The organism is Bremerella sp. P1, assembly GCF_028748185.1.
GTDB lineage: Bacteria > Planctomycetota > Planctomycetia > Pirellulales > Pirellulaceae > Bremerella.
Genome location: NZ_CP118164.1, coordinates 6,399,051 through 6,417,106, shown reverse-complemented (window position 1 = coordinate 6,417,106; position 18,056 = coordinate 6,399,051). Strand labels below are relative to the sequence as shown.

Genomic DNA, 18,056 nt, shown 5'->3' with positions numbered 1-18,056 from the left:
CTTAGACGTTGATTCTTTTCCCCGGCGACGGTATTGATTAAATGGACGGCACGTGTCGTCCATTTTCGCTATCCATTGGGGATTTTGAGCGAATGTTTGGGTTTCGCTTCAGTCTGAAGAGCCTTTTAGGGCTGTTTGTCGTGGTTTCGATTGCGATCGTTGTCACAACGCAGTGGCGCTATCGTGGCCGTCTGACGACTTATTTCCTGGATCCGACGTCTGCCGAGGCCAAGGCTCTTCTCTCGTCTCCAGTACTGGCCGATGACGAAGTCTTACCGACCGCCGAGTACCGGGCCAATTATCGTGATGTCCGGTGGTTGTTCTCCAAAGCGGAAGACGCGGTGGCGCTTTCCGGGGGGCTACAGGCCGATTTTGACAATGACCGTGTCGTGATCCGAACTTCGGAACCGGGAGATTTAAAGCAACTGATCAGGAAGATGGCCGAGGCCGACCACCTGGAAGAAGATCATGGCGTGATTCGCGGCATTGCTGTGGACGAGAATGACCGGCCGGTAGCCAACCTGCCGGTTGACCTCTTGGGCCCCTCACAGTGTCTGAATGCCTATTTGACGCGTCCGGACGGTAGTTTCAGTGTCCCTATCGAATTTACGCCCAGCGACGACTACACGCTTCGTTTTCGTCGATCTTATGCCGAGACCTATCAGACGATGCCCTTTTCTCTCAGAAAATCAAAACGCGAAGTGGTTGTTCGGGTTGTGATTCCGCAAAAAGGTTAATTGACCGGAACAGATCGCCAGTTGCGAGGTTGAATTTTACAGCCCCCCCAGTGAGAATGAGGGGGAATCAACCTGCTTGATTGACCAATGTCTCTATCGCCATTTGTTGCAATTCTGGGCTCAGGATGACCTCGTACGCACAGTGCACGCATTGCCAAACCCGATTTAAAGCCAAAGCCGAGCTTCATGGCAAATCAGTGCGTTGCCCTAAGTGCAAGAAGGTGTTTGACGTAAAGCTGACGGATACGGCCCCTTCCACGGAAGAGAAGGCAAAGCACGGATCTGCGGCGAATCTGTCGAAGTCTAAGGTTATTCCCAAGAGTCAATCAGGATCGAAGGTTTTAGGCGAGAAGAGTGCCGCCGGGAAGAAGTCTCAGAAGACAAAATCGGCAGACCGACCCAAGTGGGCGGGGGCACCAGAATCCGAGAGTGCTTCCGGCTCGGAATCAGCTGCCAAGAAGCAGCTTCACCAGATTCCTGCGGGAAAAGAGAGCCCAATCCTTCGCAGTCGCCGTACGCTTTCGGCGGTGATCTTGCCTGGTGACCGCCATATTCCCGCGTTAGAGGTTCCGTGGGGAGCACCATGCAATCCCCCCAAGGACTTCTTGAAAGAACAAGCCGGCGGAAGTGTGCAAATGCAGGCTCCGGTCGTTGCTCCTTCTGAATACGCACCGCTGATATCTCCGGAAGAAAAAGAGATTCGCATCGAAGCTGCCAAGCCGGGCGAGAACGCTCCGATTGTTGATTCGGACGAAGCGGAGTTGGGGCTTCAAGAAGATGCGCCGACCAAGCCCGTCTCGTCTCCTTCCAGCAGTATGGACATCAGCGAGGACGAGCTGATCGCGGGTGTTTCGGAAGAATCCTCCAAGCCCGCGAAGTCAACACAGGAGCAAGCAGGCTTCCACCGTTCGGCAAAGGAAAAGGTCATCGAAGGGACCTTTACCGATGAAGTGGTGACCGCAGACAACGAAGGTGGTTTCTACCGCCCTGCCCTGCCCGGTCAGCATGACGATATCTACACGCAGGATCCGGCTGTTCTCGAAAGAGCCATGACTGCCGCCAAGCAGCTTATCGGTCGCAGCGCGTCCATCGATGATCTAGAAGCTGTGGAGGGCTCGAAATATGTCGAGCAGGTCGCGGCGGTGTTGGCCGATCAACAGGGGTTCGGCGAGAGCAAAGCGTCCGGCGGAAAGTCACTGCCAGTCAGTTCGACACTGGTGGTGAGCGCCGTTGGTATCGTCTGTGGCGTCGGACTACTGGTTTTGGTGATTTATGCCCTCAGCACGATCAGCAATACCTTAGGTTCCGGGGGCGGTGGGCCGAGCAAGTTTAATTACGTCACCCAGCAAACCAGTCAGTTTCCTGACGAGGCTCGTGGTCCAGCGGGGCTGGTGACTGTTAAGTTTCCATCAAACTTCGATCCAATTCCAAGTATCGAAAGACCGTGGCTAGGCACAAAAGTTGACGGGTATCGCATCATTCGCAACGACGAGTCGTTCGTCATGATGTACAGCTCTTCTATCCCGGGAAACCCGCCTAAATCGAATCAAATGCCATCCAAAGAACAACTGGAAGTTTTTGGATTGCAGAACCTGATGGGTGCGAGCAAGTACCTCACCAAGACCGAGCAGATGACGCTCGACAACTACCCCCTGATTGAGTATCACTTTTCAGCGGATATCTTGCGGAGCCAGCCTGGCAAAAGTCGGGTGGTACTCCTTTTTACGCAGCAACGGATGTTCATGTTCCTCTGGTCAGGCAATCACACCTCTTCAGAAGTGAGCAAGTTCTTTCAGTCGATCAGTGTAAAAGGAAATCCGTACCCCGGTTCCGGTTAGTCCGCTCGAGTCCACTTCAGTAGTCTGTCTCCGTTTTAACAACAACCTCACCGAAGATCGGCAGGTTTGGTGTGACGACGATTGCTAAGTGCACGAACTGTGATTCGGCCTTCAAAGTTAAAGATCATCTGGTCGGCAAAGCTGTCCGCTGCCCTCGCTGTGGAGAGGCATTTCGCGTTGAAACAAGTGGACGTGCCACGAAGTCTACTGCCAAGACAACTTCTGTTGCCGAAAAGAATCTAGCTGAACGCAAGAAACAGGAACCGAGCGTAGACCCACTGTTGGTCGAACCGTCAACAGAGCTCGCTTCATCGGAAGGCTTCTTCGACACACACGAAGATGTCGACGCCATCTATGCGGCCACCGTCGTCTCAGCCAAGCAAAAGAAGCGGCAGCGACAATTAATATTCATGATCGCCAGCAGCAGTGTGGCCGCGATATTGCTTATTGTGGGAACGGTCGTCGCATTTCAATATGTCTACGACAATGCAGACATCCCATTAGAGTTGAACATTCCCGTAAATATTGACGTCTCGAAGCTGGAGGGGAACTGGAGGCCATCAAGCGATCCCCAGTGGGGCTATACGGTCCGAATGCCAGGCGAACCAGAGATATCTACAGATGATGATAAGGTAAGAACTCTGAAACTCCGTGACCCGCAGTTTGGGACCATGACACTCGAACTGCGTAAAGAGGCTCATCCAGAATGGAACGAGTTTTTGGCTAAGGTGGATCGTGACGAAGTCTTCCAGGGTGTACCGGCAGCCAATGTCATGAAGATCAGCTCTGAGGTCACTTATCACACCGATTCGGTAGCCGTGCACCGCTACATCTTGGTGAGCAAGGACAGCCGGTTGACCAAAAATGTCGCGGTTGTCCATAAGTTTTCGGTCGAGGGCACGACAATCACCGCCATGTGGTCGGGGAAACGCGATCGAATTCGTTCGCCCGAGGTTCTCTACTTCTTTTCATCCCTCGAAATACTAGGCGATAAATACATCACGCACTAAAACGCGGGTAGCGTGTCTTTCCTCGCCGGTCGTCATGTTACAATTGGAAAACCGTTAACCCTTAGCTGTCCATTGTGATTTTGAGGATGGAAAGTATGGATTGGTTTCTTTCCGATCTTCACATGTTTTCTCGTCGTTCGATCTACCACGAACATGAGGACGAGATTCTATCACGCGCCGCGGAAGCACGCGTTTTCGTGCTTGGCGGCGATATCGTCGACTTCTCCTGGACCACACTGCCTTCGGTCGAGGCGACGATTGATGCTTCGATGCAATGGCTTACCGATCTGGTCGAGTCGAATCGTGGTTGTCAGTTCCACTACTTGTTAGGGAATCATGACTGCCACGCCGATTTTGTGAAAAGACTCGGAGACGTCGCCGAATCGCACGAAAACTTTCACTGGGAACCTTACTTCCTGCGCATTGGCTCGGCCGTGATGTTGCACGGTGATGCGGTTCATTTGAAGAACCGAACCAATCTGGCTCTCGCTACGCAACGAAACCGGAAGCATCAATTCAAGCAGCCTGAATATCGTCACCAAATCTATGAAATGGCGATCCGTTCGCGCTTGCACGCCGTTGTCGGCAAGTTGGCCAATCCTCGTCGCGTCGTCGCGGGGCGGATTTGGGATTATTTGACGAACGAGAAAGTAGACATGGGCAATTCGGTGCGTAATGTCTATTTCGGACACACTCACGTTCCCATGAGTGATTATGCCTTTCGCGGGATTCAGTTCCACAACGGTGGGGCGTCGATTTCCGGTTTGAAGTTCAATATGCTGCCGATGCAACTCGACGGGCATTGCCATCCCGTGGCAGACAATTCTCGTCTCGCATGAAATGACGTATGCCGAAAGAACCAGACCCCGTAGAGATTGTCGAGTTCCTGAAGTCGCATGGCGTCCACATTCGGATGCGTAAGAGCGGTCAGGTACACACCTTGGACTTCTCGGCATGCGATTGGAAGCCTTCCGATCAGTCAATTCGCCGATTCGAAGTGCTCCAGAACCTCGAAGTCTTGAACTGTGAGAAGTCACCTCTGACAGACGCTTCGGTGGAGTCCATTCTGCAGCACCCAGGGCTGAAGCTCATGACGCTGACAGACACAGGACTATCTCCCGAGGCCATTAAACGCCTACGACAGAATCTGATTGGGTGCCGCATCATCGCATGAAATAAGGCCCTTCATGATCAGATCATGAAGGGCCTTTTGCATCATAGCTTGTGAGACATTCGGTTAGAAAGTCCACTCGACGCCGCTATAGATGGCGGCATCAGAAGTCGCGTAACCGGTGACCTCTTCGTACTGTTCGTTGAAGAGGTTGTCGATCTTGTAGAACCAACGCATGTTGGGACGAATCCAGTAGTCGCCGTACACGTCAATGACGTTGTAGTTCGCTAAAACCACGGAGCCGTCGCGAGCATCGAGACGGCTTCCGACCATCCGGGCAGCCAACGTGATCGAACCACAATCGCATCCGAAGTAACGTGTGATGCCGAAGGTACCCTTGTCCCTTGGACGACGCACCAAAGGAAGGCCGGTGTCGGCATCCCACGTGTCGGTGTGGGTATAAGATCCCCAAACGGTCCACGCTGGATTGATATACCAGTCAGCGGTCAGTTCTACGCCATGCGAGCGAGCCTGACCAATATTAAGCAACGTGAAGGTCATTGGATCGAAGAGAATCAGGTCTCGATAGTCGTTGCGAAAATAGGTTGCCCCCAAGACCACGTCGTCATCGAGCAGCGATTGATCGATCCCATACTCCCAGCCACGGCTTCGCTCGGGACGCAAGTTGGCGGTGCCGAATGGAAACAGGTTTTCCGACAACGCTGGTGCCCGATAGCCTGTTCCGAGACTTGCTCGAAGTCGGGTATTCGTTTCATGAACTTCATAGGCTGCCGTTGTCCGGTACGTTTGGTGGGCGCCGGCCGCACTATGATCATCCCAACGAACGCCGGCAGTCAGGTGCAAACGATCCCAAAAGGAGATCTGATCCTGGAAGAAGATACCTGACTGATACTGACTCGCCGAAGCAGGAGGTGACGGAATGAACTCGGTTGTCGCCGATTCGTCCCAGTGCTGAACACCGACTGAAAACTCATGATCGGGCCACAACAGTGCCGTTCCCAGGTACGTAAACTGACGGGTTGCTCCCTCTGCGTTAGCAGGGAAGATATCATCCCGATCGTTACGCTGGTACTCGATGTAGTCATAGGCAAACTGCTGTTGGATGTTTCCATCGAGCAGAGTGTTGTTGATCTCGAAGCGTTGAACGAAGTTCGTCGTCAGATTGAGACGTAGCGGGTCATCGGTAGGCGGAACGCCAATGGAAAACGACGCGTCATCAATCCGTGCTCGAGCGTCCGTGTATCGCAGGCGATAAACGAACTCTGTATCGTCGGTCAGCTGAACGCCAAACGCACCGGAAAGTGCACCTACCTCGAACGGATCGTTTTCGACTCCACTGGATGCCGCCGAAAATGATTGGGTATCCAGCCATGAACCAGAGAAGGAGTAGTCGAAGGCGCCGTGACTACCTTGCACGTAGCCCCCTTCGCGATGCGTGCCATAAGCACCGCCTTGAGCGGATAACGCACCCGACAAAGGGCCTTGCCCGCGACGCGTGATGATGTTCACGACACCTCCAATGGCTTCTGACCCGTAGAGCAAGCTTTGCGGACCCTGCAGGATTTCGATTCGCTCAACATTGTCAAGCGTCAGATTCGCGGCATCGAATCCACGGCTCGGACTGCTTGGATCATTTACCGGAGATCCGTCAATCATCACCTTGGTGTGCTGCGAGTTGGCGCCCCGCAGGAAAATGGATCGAACGCCGCCCGGTCCGCCTGAGTTCACGACATCGACTCCTGGCTGTCGAGCCAGAATCTCGCCCACGGTAAATGCATCCGACTGTTCAATCTGTTCGCGAGCAATCACCTGAACGGTACCACCAAACTTTCGTTCCTCGGTACCGGTAGCCGTTGGTGTAACGACGGTCGCATTAGAAAACGTTGCGTCGTAATCGCGTTGGGAATCGCCGCTGTTGGGTTCGCTCTGTACGACAACGGGAGGCAACAGTGGGACGTCGGAATCGGGAACCGGCGGAACGTCAGGCACATCGTCCGAAGCGTCCGCCGTATCGACTTCTTCCTGCAAGGATGCCTGTTGTACCGAGGTTACTTCGGTCGGTACCAACTCTTGAGCAGCCGCCGGTGCTGCCCAGCAAGTCGCGGCAAGTAAACAAAGTGAGCCCAAACTTGGCGGGCCCCAGCCAATAATCCATTTCACGTGTTGACCTTTCCATCCCTCGTGGAAATGTTTGAAAACAACAACGTCTAATGGGGCGAATATCCTGACTTCGATTCAACCTCACGCCACCCTTCCCAAAACAGCCTATGGTTGCTTCAGTGGTTTGTGACGCTCGTCCTCGTTACAGTCGCGGGGCGGTGGGAGACTTGCACTCCACTTCCTCGGTTCCCATAGACACGATGGCGACGCACGCAATGCTAGCGAGTGGTTGGTGCATGCGTCGTATTGATTACATCGACCTTGCGGGGCACATGCTCCTTCAAATCCGATCTGACTGCCATGGCTTGCCGAGCCGGAAAAGTTACGCGCGTCAGGGTTTACCGGCATGGTTGGAATAGTCTCAGTGGCGGAGATATACTCAGGGTACAGCTCATTTTTGCTCACCTTATGCTCCCCCTCCTATTCTATGAAAACCAACCTCTTGCCGTTGCTTGCATTGCTCGTTCTTGTGTCAGAAGCTTGTTTGCTAGCGGCTGATCCGCCGAATACGCCCGAGCAGCAGCAAAAGCTCTTTCATCTACCCCCTGGTTTCGAGATTCAGCTAGTCGTGAGTGAGCCGGAGATCGGGCAACCCATGAATTTGAATTTCGATGCCCGTGGGCGGCTATGGATTACCAGCAGCGTCGAGTACCCCTATCCGGCGAAAGGCCCTGGCGTACAGCCGAGGCCAGATCGATTCGCTGGCATCGGCGAGCATGCTCCGCGTGATTGGGTGACCGTTGTCAAAGGTTTTGCAGCAGACGGCCGCGGCAAGAAGGTCACCAAGTTTGCTACCGGGCTTAACATTCCCATTGGGGAAACGCCCCTTGGCGATGGTGACGAGGCGATCGTTTACAGCATTCCCAATATCGACAAGCTGATAGATTCTGACGGAGATGGCGTCGCCGACGAAAGAACCAAGCTGTATGGTTCGGTAGGAAACGTCGACACGCACGGCATGGTCAATTCGTTCACGCCTTGGATCGACGGTTGGATCTACGGCTGCCATGGGTTCTCGAACACGTCGGAGATTACCGACGGCGAAGGTAACGTAACCCGATTGCAGTCGGGCAATACCTATCGTTTTCAGGCCGATGGCAGCCGGTTTGAACAGTTCACCTTCGGCCAGGTCAATCCATTCGGCATGACGTTTGATCCGCTAGGCAACCTGTACGATGCCGACTGTCATTCGATGCCGGTCTACCAGTTGCTACGCGGTGCCAGATATCCTCATTTCGGTGCCAAGCCCGATGCCTTAGGATTCGGACCAACCATGATCAATCATAATCATGGTTCAACAGGCATCTGCGGTCCGGCTTACTATGCGGCCGAGCAATTCCCGCAGGCGTTTCGCGACCATCTTTTTATCTGCAATCCAGTGTCGCAGGTCATCCATCGTGACAGGCTCAAGCAGTTTGGTTCTACCTATCAGGTTGATACCCAGCCAGACATGGTGACGTGCGACGATACCTGGTTCCGGCCGGTCGACGTCATGATGGGACCAGATGGTGCACTGTACATTGCCGACTTCTACAATCCGATCATCGGGCATTACGAGTCGCCGTTAGACCACCCAGATCGCGATCGAACTCATGGACGCGTTTGGCGAATCGTCTACACGGGGGAAGACAACTCTTCGGTGCCAGTTGCCTCCCCTGCCGACTTGTCGAAGCTTTCCACCGAAGAACTGTTAATTCAGCTAGACAGTGCGAACTTATTCGTTCGCACCATGGCTACAAACCTGTTGGTCGAGAGTCATGCCGAGACGGCCGTTCAAGCGATTCATTCGCTTCGAGATCAGGCGAGTCCGCGGCAATTGGCCCATGCCCTATGGGTTGTGGAGCGAATCGTAGGATTGAACGACGACGAAATACAACAATTAGCAGGCCATTTGGATCGACTCGTTCGCGTTCACTTGATCAAGGCCCTGGCCGAACGCGAAACCTGGTCGGCGGTTGAACGAGACATCGTCCAGCATGCTTTGCAAGATCAAGATGCATTTGTTGTCCGTGCCGCAGTCGATGCCCTGGGACGTCACCCAGATGCCACCAACGTGCAACCGATGCTGGTTGCCTGGCAGCAGACCCTGCCTGAAGATAGCCACCTCGTGCATACGATTCGCTTGGCACTCCGTGAGCATTTTCGTTCGGCCGAAGTCGTTGCTCAGTTCGATTCGCAGAAGTGGAACGATGAGGAGGTCAAACAACTTGCCGCCATCGCGAAGATCTCGGAGAGCGAACCAGCAGCCCAATGGCTGATTATGCGAACCGATAGCAATTCCATCGATTGGGAAGTTGTCCGGCGAGTAGCCAGACAAGCGGCAAGTCAGAACGACTCGAAGATGCTTGAGCGAATCATTGAACTGACCAAGCCGTCACCGGCGTGGAAACAGCTTTCTGTTTTGAGCCAGTTTAGCCGTGCCGAACAAGAGGCTGGTCGGCGTCCTGCTGATAATCCGCTGGCACACCAGTGGGCAGAACGTCTCTGGAAGGATCTGTCTCCGGAGCTGGCAAGTCCCGAGTCCTGGACAGTCCATTCTCTGTCCGATGATCGTCCTTCGGCGATCAACCCCTGGGGACCACGTGATCGCACGACATCTTCCGGCGATACGCAGAAGTTCTTGGATAGCATTGTCCACGGAGAGCAGCAAACGGGCATCCTGCGGAGTCGCAGCTTTGCCTTGCCCAGCGAGATTCGCTTTTGGATGTGTGGGCAGGACGGCCTGCCGGGAACAAAGAGCCCCGAGGCAAACCTTGTTCGCGTTTTGTTGGCCGATGGGGACGAGGTAATCGCGCAGCAAACGGTTCCTCGCAATGATGTCGCCAACCAGTACACCCTTTCACTTGGAGAGCATGCCGGTAAGCCAGGCTACGTAGAAGTGATCGATGGAAATGCGGCCGCTTCTTACGCGTGGATCGCCGTATGTGACTTTTCGCCAGAGGTGCCGCCCTTGACGTTCGAAGGCGAATCGCCTTCGAAGATCGAGCTGCTGCAAACCGTACAAGGGTTCAAGCTGACATCGGCTGTGCCCCACCTGACGAAGCTTCTGTCCGATCAAAAACTAGATTGGAAGACAAGGCTCTCCATCGCCGAAACCTTGCATCAACTGGGAAGTGGTGAGTTAGTCTCCGACAATCTGGTTGCTTGGCTCACGGAGTCCCGTCTTACACCATCTGTGCAGCAGCGAACTATTCGGCTACTCGGATTCCAGGCGAATAGTACTGCGCATCAGGCGCTCGTCGAACAATTGAAGAACTCCGCAGCCCAGCAGCAAGCTGAAATTGCGCTTGCGCTTGGGCAAAACCAGGAAGGAGTGGAAGCTCTACTCAATGCCGTTGATCAAGGGAAGGCATCACCACGCGTGCTGCAAGATCCGAAGTGGCAGCAACAAACGGAAGCAATCGTCCAATCGGGCGACCTTCGGGATCGGATTGCCAAACTAACTTCGAACCTTCCACCGGCTTCCGCTCAAGAACAAGCGAATATTCAGAAGTTCCTAGAACTCCACGTGTCGAGCCGAGCATCGCTTGAAGCGGGTGCGAAGTCGTTTGAGAAGCGATGCGCCGCATGTCATAAGATTGGCGATCAAGGCAATCTCATCGGGCCACAGCTAGACGGAATCGGCAATCGCCCCGTGGTGCGGATTGTTGAGGATGTCTTGGCACCCAGCCGCAACGTCGATGCTGCCTTCAAGACGGTACTCATTCAAACCATTGATGGCCAAGTGATTTCCGGACTTCCGAGGCGGGAAGAAGGAGAGGTCCTCGTATTGGCAAATGCGGAAGGAAAAGAAGTTCGTATTCCTAAGGACGATATCGAACTTCGTAAGGACTCTCCACTATCGTTGATGCCAAACAACTTTGGCGAGCAGATTCCCCAAGCCGAATTGCACGGACTCATTCGCTTCTTGGAATCTCAGAAAGCGAACAAATCGGAGTAGTGACTACTCGTAGGGGCTACGGTTCCAGGTCACCGGCGGAAAAGGACGGTGATAGTCACCTTCGTAGTAGTATGCAAAGGGACGCCCCTTCTCTGTTGATATTAACGTAATGACCGCAGCTGGCGCCGTCGAATCCCAGTCTTGAACCACTGGAATACGGAGAACAAAGCAGTCCTGATCATAGATCTTGGCTGTGATGGGCGGTAACGGATCTTCAAATAACAGGTCGTAATGGAGCTGATCTAACAAGCGAGCACCAACTCCTGCATCCAGTTTCAAATTGTGACCTTCGATTGCCAGGAACCCGTCGCGCAGTTCGTCTTCCGAAATCTCCGTTCCATTCTGAATCGCCAGTTTGGCTTCCTTTTCTGTTGGGTACGTTCCACGATACGAACCTGGCATCGGTCCCAGCGTAGCGCACAAAGCCTTTACGGTCATGTTGTTCGGCACTATGAATATCCACTCATTTCCTGAGACACAACATCCACCGTTGGTCCGTAGGCAGCGGCTTGTGGGATCAACGTTAAAGTACCCATTACCTGGATAGCCCATGCCTAGAAGTGTCGCGCTTCCATTGGCGTAACTGAACGTTGCCATGACCACAGCCAGCATGAACGGGGAGAATGCAACGATTGAGAAGGCAGCCAGCAGCTGTCTTTTACCAAGAAGGCGGGCCATAACTATGATGGCTAGAAGCGGGAAGAGAAAGCTAAAAGGCCCAAACATCGCCAGCACCCAGCAACCGAAAATCGTCCCTACCACAAGCGGCATGTTGACGCGTTCTCGTTCCGGGTAACTCCAATTCGATCCTCGATCTTCCGCAGGCTCAAGCACCGTTTGTCCGAATGGCTCCATGGCGACACCCTCCATCGTGTGGTTGAGTAGTGCTTCCTGTACTTTAGCGTTGCTAGCCGGAGCGAGGCAAACAATTGGCGCACAAAAAAGCGTTCCAGTCGAAGACAACTGGAACGCTTTCGTATTTCGGAAAAGAACCAAGTAATTAGACCACGTATTCCACGTCGCGGTTTTGACCGGGCATTGGAACCGGATACTTGCCTTCTTCATTCGGCGTCACCGGGGCTGGCCCATCGGCGGTCAGCTTGTCGACGTTCGGTGCGAACTCCTGCTCGCAGTGGAGCATTTGTTCGTAGGTGATCTCTTGGCCTGTGTGAGCTGCCATACGGCCCATGCTCGTCACCAAGCTTGCTTGAACACCGCGATGAACTTCGTTGTACGGCTGATCGTTGACGATCGCGTCGACAAAGTCATTCCATTCTAGTTGGTACGGGTTCTGTTCTGGCTGCGGGTAAGCCCAAACGACTTCGCGGCGATTCTGGTTCTGGCCCTTGAAGGTACGAACCTTACCAGGCGTATGCCCCGAGGTGCTCACGATTGCCGAACCCTTGCTACCGTGGACAACGCTCGACATGTCGTTGCGGCAGCCAAGCATCGTGCGGCCATTGAAGAACAGTTTCGAGCCGTCCGGGTAGGTGTACTCGACGGCGTACGTATCGAAGTTTTGATCGATGAAGTCGCCGCGGTAGTGACGTCCACCGAGTGCCTGAGCTTTGACAGGCCACGCATTCTTCATCCATGAAGTTTCGTCGATCTGGTGGATGTAGAAGTCACTGAAGCAACCACCGCTGGCCCACAGAAAGCTGTGGAAGCGTTCGATCTGATACATGACTTCCGGTTTGTCTTCTGGCTTCGGAGTGCTGAACGCCGAGGCAACCGGGCCGTGCATACGGTAAGCACGCATGCAGACGATATCACCGATTTCGCCGTTCTGAATTCGCTCGTGTAGTTCCTGACGACCACGGCAGTGACGCACCATCAGCCCCACAGCCGACTTGATGTTCTTCTTGTCAGCAAGTTCTGCCAAGGCGATCATCTTCTTGGCACTAGGACCATCGGCGATGACCGGCTTTTCCATGAAGACGTTCAGGCCCTTGTCGATGGCGTATTGATAGTGGACCCAACGGAAAGCCAGCGGCGTGGCGAGGATTACGATGTCGCCTGGGTTCAGAGCATCCATTGCTTGCTTGTAGGCTTCGAAGCCCACGAACTGGCGATCTTTCGGAACATCGACTTTGTCTTTGTTTTCCTGGAACGTACGGTTCAGTGCGTTGTAACTGCCATCCAGGCGATGCTGGAAAACATCGGCCATGGCGACCAACTTCGTGCAGCCAGCAGGCACGTTCAGCGAGTCGGCCGCCGCACCGGTTCCACGACCACCACAGCCGACCAGGGCGACTTGGATCTTGCCAATCTCTTTCTCTTCGGCGTGAACGTTTGGTACGGCGAAAGCACCCAGGGCGGAAGCCGCACCGGCAATCTTGATGAAGTCGCGGCGATTGTTCTTGGTTTGCAGTCGTTCGCTCATAATAAGTCCTGTGACCAATGGAATAGGGAGTTGGGGATGATGAATAGGAGTGGGGTTTAGTAGACGTCTTTGGCACTGTTCCAATAGAAGTACATTTCCTCGGGCGAGGGTACCTTCACGGGGCGAACAATACGAAAGCCTAGTTGCTGAGCATCGGTGTGATACCAGATGCTCTTGGGAAGCTGAGGATCTTGCTGCTTCCAGACCGCTTCACTTCCGCGCCGCGCTGCGCTGCGAAGGCGATCCGGATCATCATCCCATCCGCCACCGCGAACACTTCGCGGATAGAGGCTTACGGGTTTGATGTACGGGTTCTTGGTCGTTTTCTGAATCTTCTCGAAGTAGTCGGGCACGTACTGGTCGGCACACCATTCCATGACATTGCCATGCATATCGTGCAGGCCCCATGGATTAGGCTTCTTCAAACCGACCTTCTGATACTTTTCGTTCGCATTATCATAGAACCAAGCATAATCGAAAAGCTTTTCCGGGTCGTCGCCGAATGAGTAAGCCGTGGTTGTACCGGCACGACAAGCGTGTTCCCATTCAGCCTCGGTTGGCAGACGATAGAAATGTCCGGTCTGAGCACTGAGCCACTGACAATACTTGTTAGCTGCGTGCTGTGTCATGCTGATGGCTGGATAGCCATGCTGCCCCATCCCGAAGCTCATCTCTGTATAGGGTGGCGTCGGCTGACTGACAGCATCGACGATCGTGTGCGATTTGGTGTCGTAGTCGATACGCGAACCATCTTTCCGGCGATCAACCTGGGTGATCATGAACGGCTCGTATTCATCCCAGGTCACTTCGCACTTGCCCATCCAGAAAGGATCAACAGAAACCTTGGCTTGGGGGCCTTCCTCAGGGCGTCGAAATTCTTCGGTTTCTGGACTTCCCATAACAAACTCGCCACCAGGAATGGCGATCATTTCGTACTCGACCTCGGTAACGGGAATGGTGTTTTTATAGTTTGCCGGGTCTTCCTGCTCTTTCTTGGCCTGGGTAACAATCTTGGCGTGAATCTGCTTCACCAATTCAAAGTCGTCCGGCGTAGTAAATCGTGGCCCTTCCTTGGCACGGGCCTTGAGCTTCATATCGTCGGGCCACTTGGCTCCTTGAGCGATCCAGTTCTTCAGCGTCTCGGTTTCGCCCTTCGAGAGAGGACCACCTGAACGAAGCGGTGGCATCAACTGTTCGTCGGTACGTGGCAGCACGGTCATGGTGTAGAACATGCTGTCTTCTGGGGATTCCGGAAGGATCGCACCACCACTGCCGGATTCAAACGCATCCTCTTTTGTCGTCAGTAGGTAATCGCCAGCAGGCTCGTCGCCGGAGTGACAGGAAACGCAATTCGTCTCCAAGATAGGAGCCACGTCTTTGGCGAAATCAACGTCAGCAGCCGACAAATAGCCAGCAGCAATACCAAGGGAACATACCGATAGAAGAAGCGACAGTTTCATGCGAAGTGCTTTGAGACCCGTTACGGAAACGACGGTGGCAAATGGAAGTTAGCGGGAGGGAGAAACATGAGAGGTGGTGACTGGGAATGTCACGAGGCGTGCGATAATTCTAGGCGAACGTCATTTCGTTGCAAGAGTTTGCGATTCAGCGTGGTATAGCCGCTTTATTAAAGGATCGTCGGAGATAACGCGGGATATTTCTCGTGCATGGGTGTCGATTGCAACAAAATGGCAAAAGGCCGATGACAAAATTCGAATAGAAACTTTCAGAATTGAGCCTGGTTACGGTTAAATCAGGGCGATTTTCGCAGAGAATCCCATAATATTTCGGCCGGGTGTAGCGCCTTTCGCTGCGTCCCGTCGTGGATTTGATGACGGCATGAGGTGCCTGGGGCGGCCACGACGACCTCGGATGGTAACTCCCGTACGCGAGGGAACAGGACCAACTCACCAATCTTCATTGATACATCGTAGTGTTCCACTTCGTAACCGAAAGAACCTGCCATGCCGCAGCATCCACTGGGGATCGTTTTGACGGTGTAGTTCTGAGGTAGACTGAGAGCTGCGATGCTCGCTGACTGCCCCGCGAGCGCCTTTTGAAAGCAATGTCCGTGAAGGTGGATGGATTTGGGCTCGTCGGTAAATGAATCGGCGGAGATGTTTCCGGCTTGCATCTCTTGTTGAAAGAACTCTTCGAACATCAGGCACCGAGGAGCGATATCCTGGGCGATAAATCTTAGTTCTGGCTCAGCTAACTCTAACGTTTCATCACGAAACGTCAGAATCGCTGAAGGCTCGACGCCAATCATGCGTACGCCTTCGTGCATCGCTTCTTTTAAAGCCTGTAAGTTTTCTTCGATTCGCTGCTTGGCCTCTCGGAGCAACCCTTTCGATAGCCAAGTCCGTCCGCTCTCTGTGATGGGAGCAAGCGATACTTCATACCCTAAGTGCTCCAGCAAATTGATCGCCGCAATACCGACGTGCGGATCATGAAAGTTGGTGAACTCGTCATTAAAGAAGAGCACCTTACCTTCGCTTCCAGCTTTGGCATGAGGTTTATGTCGGGCATGCCATGCGGACAGCGTCTGCTTAGGCAAGAGCGGAATCGTGCGATCAGGATGAAAACCAGTCAGGTAATTAAGTTGTTTCCTAATCGCTGGCGTACCAAACATAAGATTCCAGAGCCAAGGAAGTCTGGCAGCCACTTTCTGCTTGTTGAAGAAGTCGGCAATCAACTTCGATCGCCGAGGTACGCCGTGCACGTCATGGTAGTGCTGCTGAAATTCGGCTTTCAACTTGGCCATATCAACCGTCGAAGGACATTCCTTCTTGCATCCTTTGCAGGAAAGACAAAGGTCCATCACATCCTTGAGGTCTTCGCTGTCCAACGGGTTGGCTGAATCCGACTCGGTGATGATTTGACGAAGGGTGTTCGCCCGAGCTCGCGTCGTGTGCTTCTCGTCGCGCGTGGCCATGTAGCTCGGGCACATCGTTCCACCAGCCAGCTCTGTTTTGCGACAATCGCCTGAACCGTTGCACATTTCCGCCGCGCCGAGGATGCCGAAGTTTGCTGAGAAATCAAACAAGGTCTCCGGTTGGCGTGGCTTCTGCCCTGGTGCATAGCGCAATGAAGAATTCATCGGAGGCGTATCGACGATCTTGTTCGGGTTGAAGACTCCTTTCGGGTCCCAGGTATGCTTGACTTGCTTGACCAACTCGTAGTTGCGCTCGCCGATCATCTGCCGTAGAAACTCCCCGCGAAGTCGTCCGTCTCCATGTTCGCCGCTGAGCGAGCCTCGATAGTGTTTGACCAACTCGGCAATCGTTTCGGCGACTTGGCGAAACTGCTGATTCCCTTCAGGCGTCTTCAAGTTAATGACGGGGCGAAGATGGATCTCTCCACTGCCTGCGTGTGCATAGTGAACACATTCCAGTCCGAACCGTTCTTTCAGCCGCCGGTTAAACTCGGCGATGTACTCTGGCAGGTCGTCGACATCGACGCATGTGTCTTCCACCACCGGAGCAGGCTTGGCATCGCCTGGCATGTTGCCGAGCAGCCCCAGCCCCGCTTTGCGCAAGTCCCAGATCCGCTCGGTATCGTCGCCAAAGAGTACCGGGTAGGCATAGCCGAGCCCTGCTGCTTGCATCTCGGCGATGATCCGATCACACACCGCTTGGACTTCTTCCTGGGTCTTGCCGCGGATATCGACCACAATGATCGCTCCAGGCTTGCCTTGCACGAAGAATCGGTTGGCGCGATGCTCAATGCTCCGTTCGGTGCACTCCAGGATGAAATGATCGATTAGCTCACAGGCATAGCAGTCGTGCTGTACGGCGATCTGCGTCGCTCGTAGCGATTGATCGACGGTCTCGAAATGAGCACACAGTAACCCACTGACCGGCGGAGGCAGTGGCAAGCAGTTCAACTTGATCTTAGTAGCGAAAAAGAGCGTACCTTCGCTTCCGGCAATTAACTTGCAGAAGTTGAATCGCTTCGTACTGGACGGATCGAACACCTCGGCGTCCATCAATAGGTCAATCGCGTAGCCGGTGTTTCTTCGAGGGATCGAAGGCTTGGGAAATTCCCGTTCGATTTCCTCGCGGTTCGCGGAATCCGAAAGCATCTCTCGGATTTGCTGATAGATGGATTTTTCTAACGAATCAGGAGCGTTGCACTTGGTTTCGAACTCGTCGGCCGTCAGTGGCCCAAACGTGACGAAGGTCCCATCCGCGAGAAAACCCTCGATTTCTAACAAGTGATCACGCGTGCTGCCGTACTTAATCGAGTTCGATCCACAAGAATTGTTCCCAACCATGCCGCCGATCATCGCTCGGTTCTGAGTTGATGTTTCCGGGCCGAACAACATTCCGTGAGGCTTGAGAGCGAGATTCAGCTCATTGCGAATCACGCCCGGCTCGACCCACACGGTTCTCGCGCTGGGATCGATCTCGAGAATCTGCGTGAATTGTCGAGAGACATCGACCACAATGCCGCTGCCGACGACTTGCCCTGCCAGGGAAGTTCCTGCCGTTCGAGGAATAAGGCCGACTGCATGTCGATCGGCAAACAAGATGAGCTGGCGGATATCTTCCTTGGTTACGGGAATTGCGACAGCGAGTGGCATTTGCTGATAAGCGGAAGCATCGGTCGCATAAAGACGTCGCATCAATGATCCCGTGTGCAGCTCTCCCTGCAGATGGGATCGCAACTCATTGAATGCATCGGCGAGATCGGGGGTGACCGTTTGGGACGAAGGGGGCGTCGACTGCATAGGGTGACAATTCAGGGATGTGAGGTGGGATCATCAGGTGTTGATATCCCATCTTAAAGTACCGGCGGCGAATTCCCATCCTGGATCGACTTCATTGTTGATTTTGTTGGTTGGGAAGAATTTG

General features: G+C 53.8%; 11 protein-coding genes, 1 pseudogene and 1 riboswitch. Of the genes and pseudogenes, 7 read left to right on the top strand and 5 right to left on the bottom strand.

Features of this window, described 5'->3' with window-relative positions; all coding sequences use genetic code 11:
• Nucleotides 1-92: 92 nt before the first annotated feature.
• The 6 genes and pseudogenes from PSR63_RS26010 (at nt 93) to PSR63_RS25990 (ending at nt 4,759) form a co-directional block, all read left to right on the top strand.
• Nucleotides 93-737 carry a hypothetical protein gene (locus tag PSR63_RS26010; RefSeq protein WP_274328946.1) on the top strand — a complete coding sequence of 215 codons (645 nt, stop codon included), beginning with the start codon at nt 93-95 and terminating at the stop codon, nt 735-737.
• A gap of 125 nt (nt 738-862) precedes the next feature.
• Nucleotides 863-958: pseudogene (locus tag PSR63_RS28315) on the top strand (MJ0042-type zinc finger domain-containing protein); the annotation flags it as partial.
• Nucleotides 959-2,575, top strand: coding sequence for a hypothetical protein (locus tag PSR63_RS26005; protein WP_274328944.1), 1,617 nt, complete (start codon nt 959-961; stop codon nt 2,573-2,575).
• 71 nt (nt 2,576-2,646) lie between these two features.
• The gene (locus tag PSR63_RS26000) at nt 2,647-3,585 is read left to right on the top strand and encodes an MJ0042-type zinc finger domain-containing protein (RefSeq protein WP_274328942.1); all 939 of its coding nucleotides are present in this window, start codon (nt 2,647-2,649) and stop codon (nt 3,583-3,585) included.
• Nucleotides 3,586-3,680: 95 nt separating this feature from the next.
• Nucleotides 3,681-4,424, top strand: a complete 744-nt coding sequence (locus tag PSR63_RS25995; RefSeq protein WP_274328940.1) for a metallophosphoesterase — start codon at nt 3,681-3,683, stop codon at nt 4,422-4,424.
• An 8-nt stretch (nt 4,425-4,432) separates the two neighbouring features.
• On the top strand, nt 4,433-4,759 hold the full coding sequence (locus PSR63_RS25990; protein WP_274328938.1) for a hypothetical protein: 327 nt from the start codon (nt 4,433-4,435) through the stop codon (nt 4,757-4,759).
• Between the two features lie 63 nt (nt 4,760-4,822).
• On the opposite strand, the gene PSR63_RS25985 is transcribed toward PSR63_RS25990, so the two are convergent.
• On the bottom strand, nt 4,823-6,877 hold the full coding sequence (locus PSR63_RS25985; protein ID WP_274328937.1) for a TonB-dependent receptor plug domain-containing protein: 2,055 nt from the start codon (nt 6,875-6,877) through the stop codon (nt 4,823-4,825).
• A 37-nt stretch (nt 6,878-6,914) separates the two neighbouring features.
• Nucleotides 6,915-7,098, bottom strand: a riboswitch (cobalamin riboswitch).
• A 263-nt stretch (nt 7,099-7,361) separates the two neighbouring features.
• Here PSR63_RS25985 and PSR63_RS25980 point away from each other — a divergent pair.
• Nucleotides 7,362-10,817 carry a DUF7133 domain-containing protein gene (locus PSR63_RS25980; RefSeq protein ID WP_274328936.1) on the top strand — a complete coding sequence of 1,152 codons (3,456 nt, stop codon included), beginning with the start codon at nt 7,362-7,364 and terminating at the stop codon, nt 10,815-10,817.
• 3 nt (nt 10,818-10,820) lie between these two features.
• On the opposite strand, the gene PSR63_RS25975 is transcribed toward PSR63_RS25980, so the two are convergent.
• The 4 genes from PSR63_RS25975 to PSR63_RS25960 all read right to left on the bottom strand — a co-directional run bounded on the left by PSR63_RS25975 (nt 10,821) and on the right by PSR63_RS25960 (nt 17,827).
• Nucleotides 10,821-11,672, bottom strand: coding sequence for a hypothetical protein (locus PSR63_RS25975; RefSeq protein ID WP_274328935.1), 852 nt, complete (start codon nt 11,670-11,672; stop codon nt 10,821-10,823).
• A gap of 145 nt (nt 11,673-11,817) precedes the next feature.
• Entirely contained in the window at nt 11,818-13,200 is a 1,383-nt protein-coding gene (locus tag PSR63_RS25970) for a Gfo/Idh/MocA family oxidoreductase (protein ID WP_274328934.1), read from the bottom strand.
• A gap of 56 nt (nt 13,201-13,256) precedes the next feature.
• Nucleotides 13,257-14,660, bottom strand: coding sequence for an SUMF1/EgtB/PvdO family nonheme iron enzyme (locus PSR63_RS25965; protein ID WP_274328932.1), 1,404 nt, complete (start codon nt 14,658-14,660; stop codon nt 13,257-13,259).
• A 293-nt stretch (nt 14,661-14,953) separates the two neighbouring features.
• Complete coding sequence (locus tag PSR63_RS25960) at nt 14,954-17,827, bottom strand: FAD-binding and (Fe-S)-binding domain-containing protein (protein WP_274328930.1); 2,874 nt, start codon at nt 17,825-17,827, stop codon at nt 14,954-14,956.
• Between the last annotated feature and the right edge of the window lie 229 nt (nt 17,828-18,056).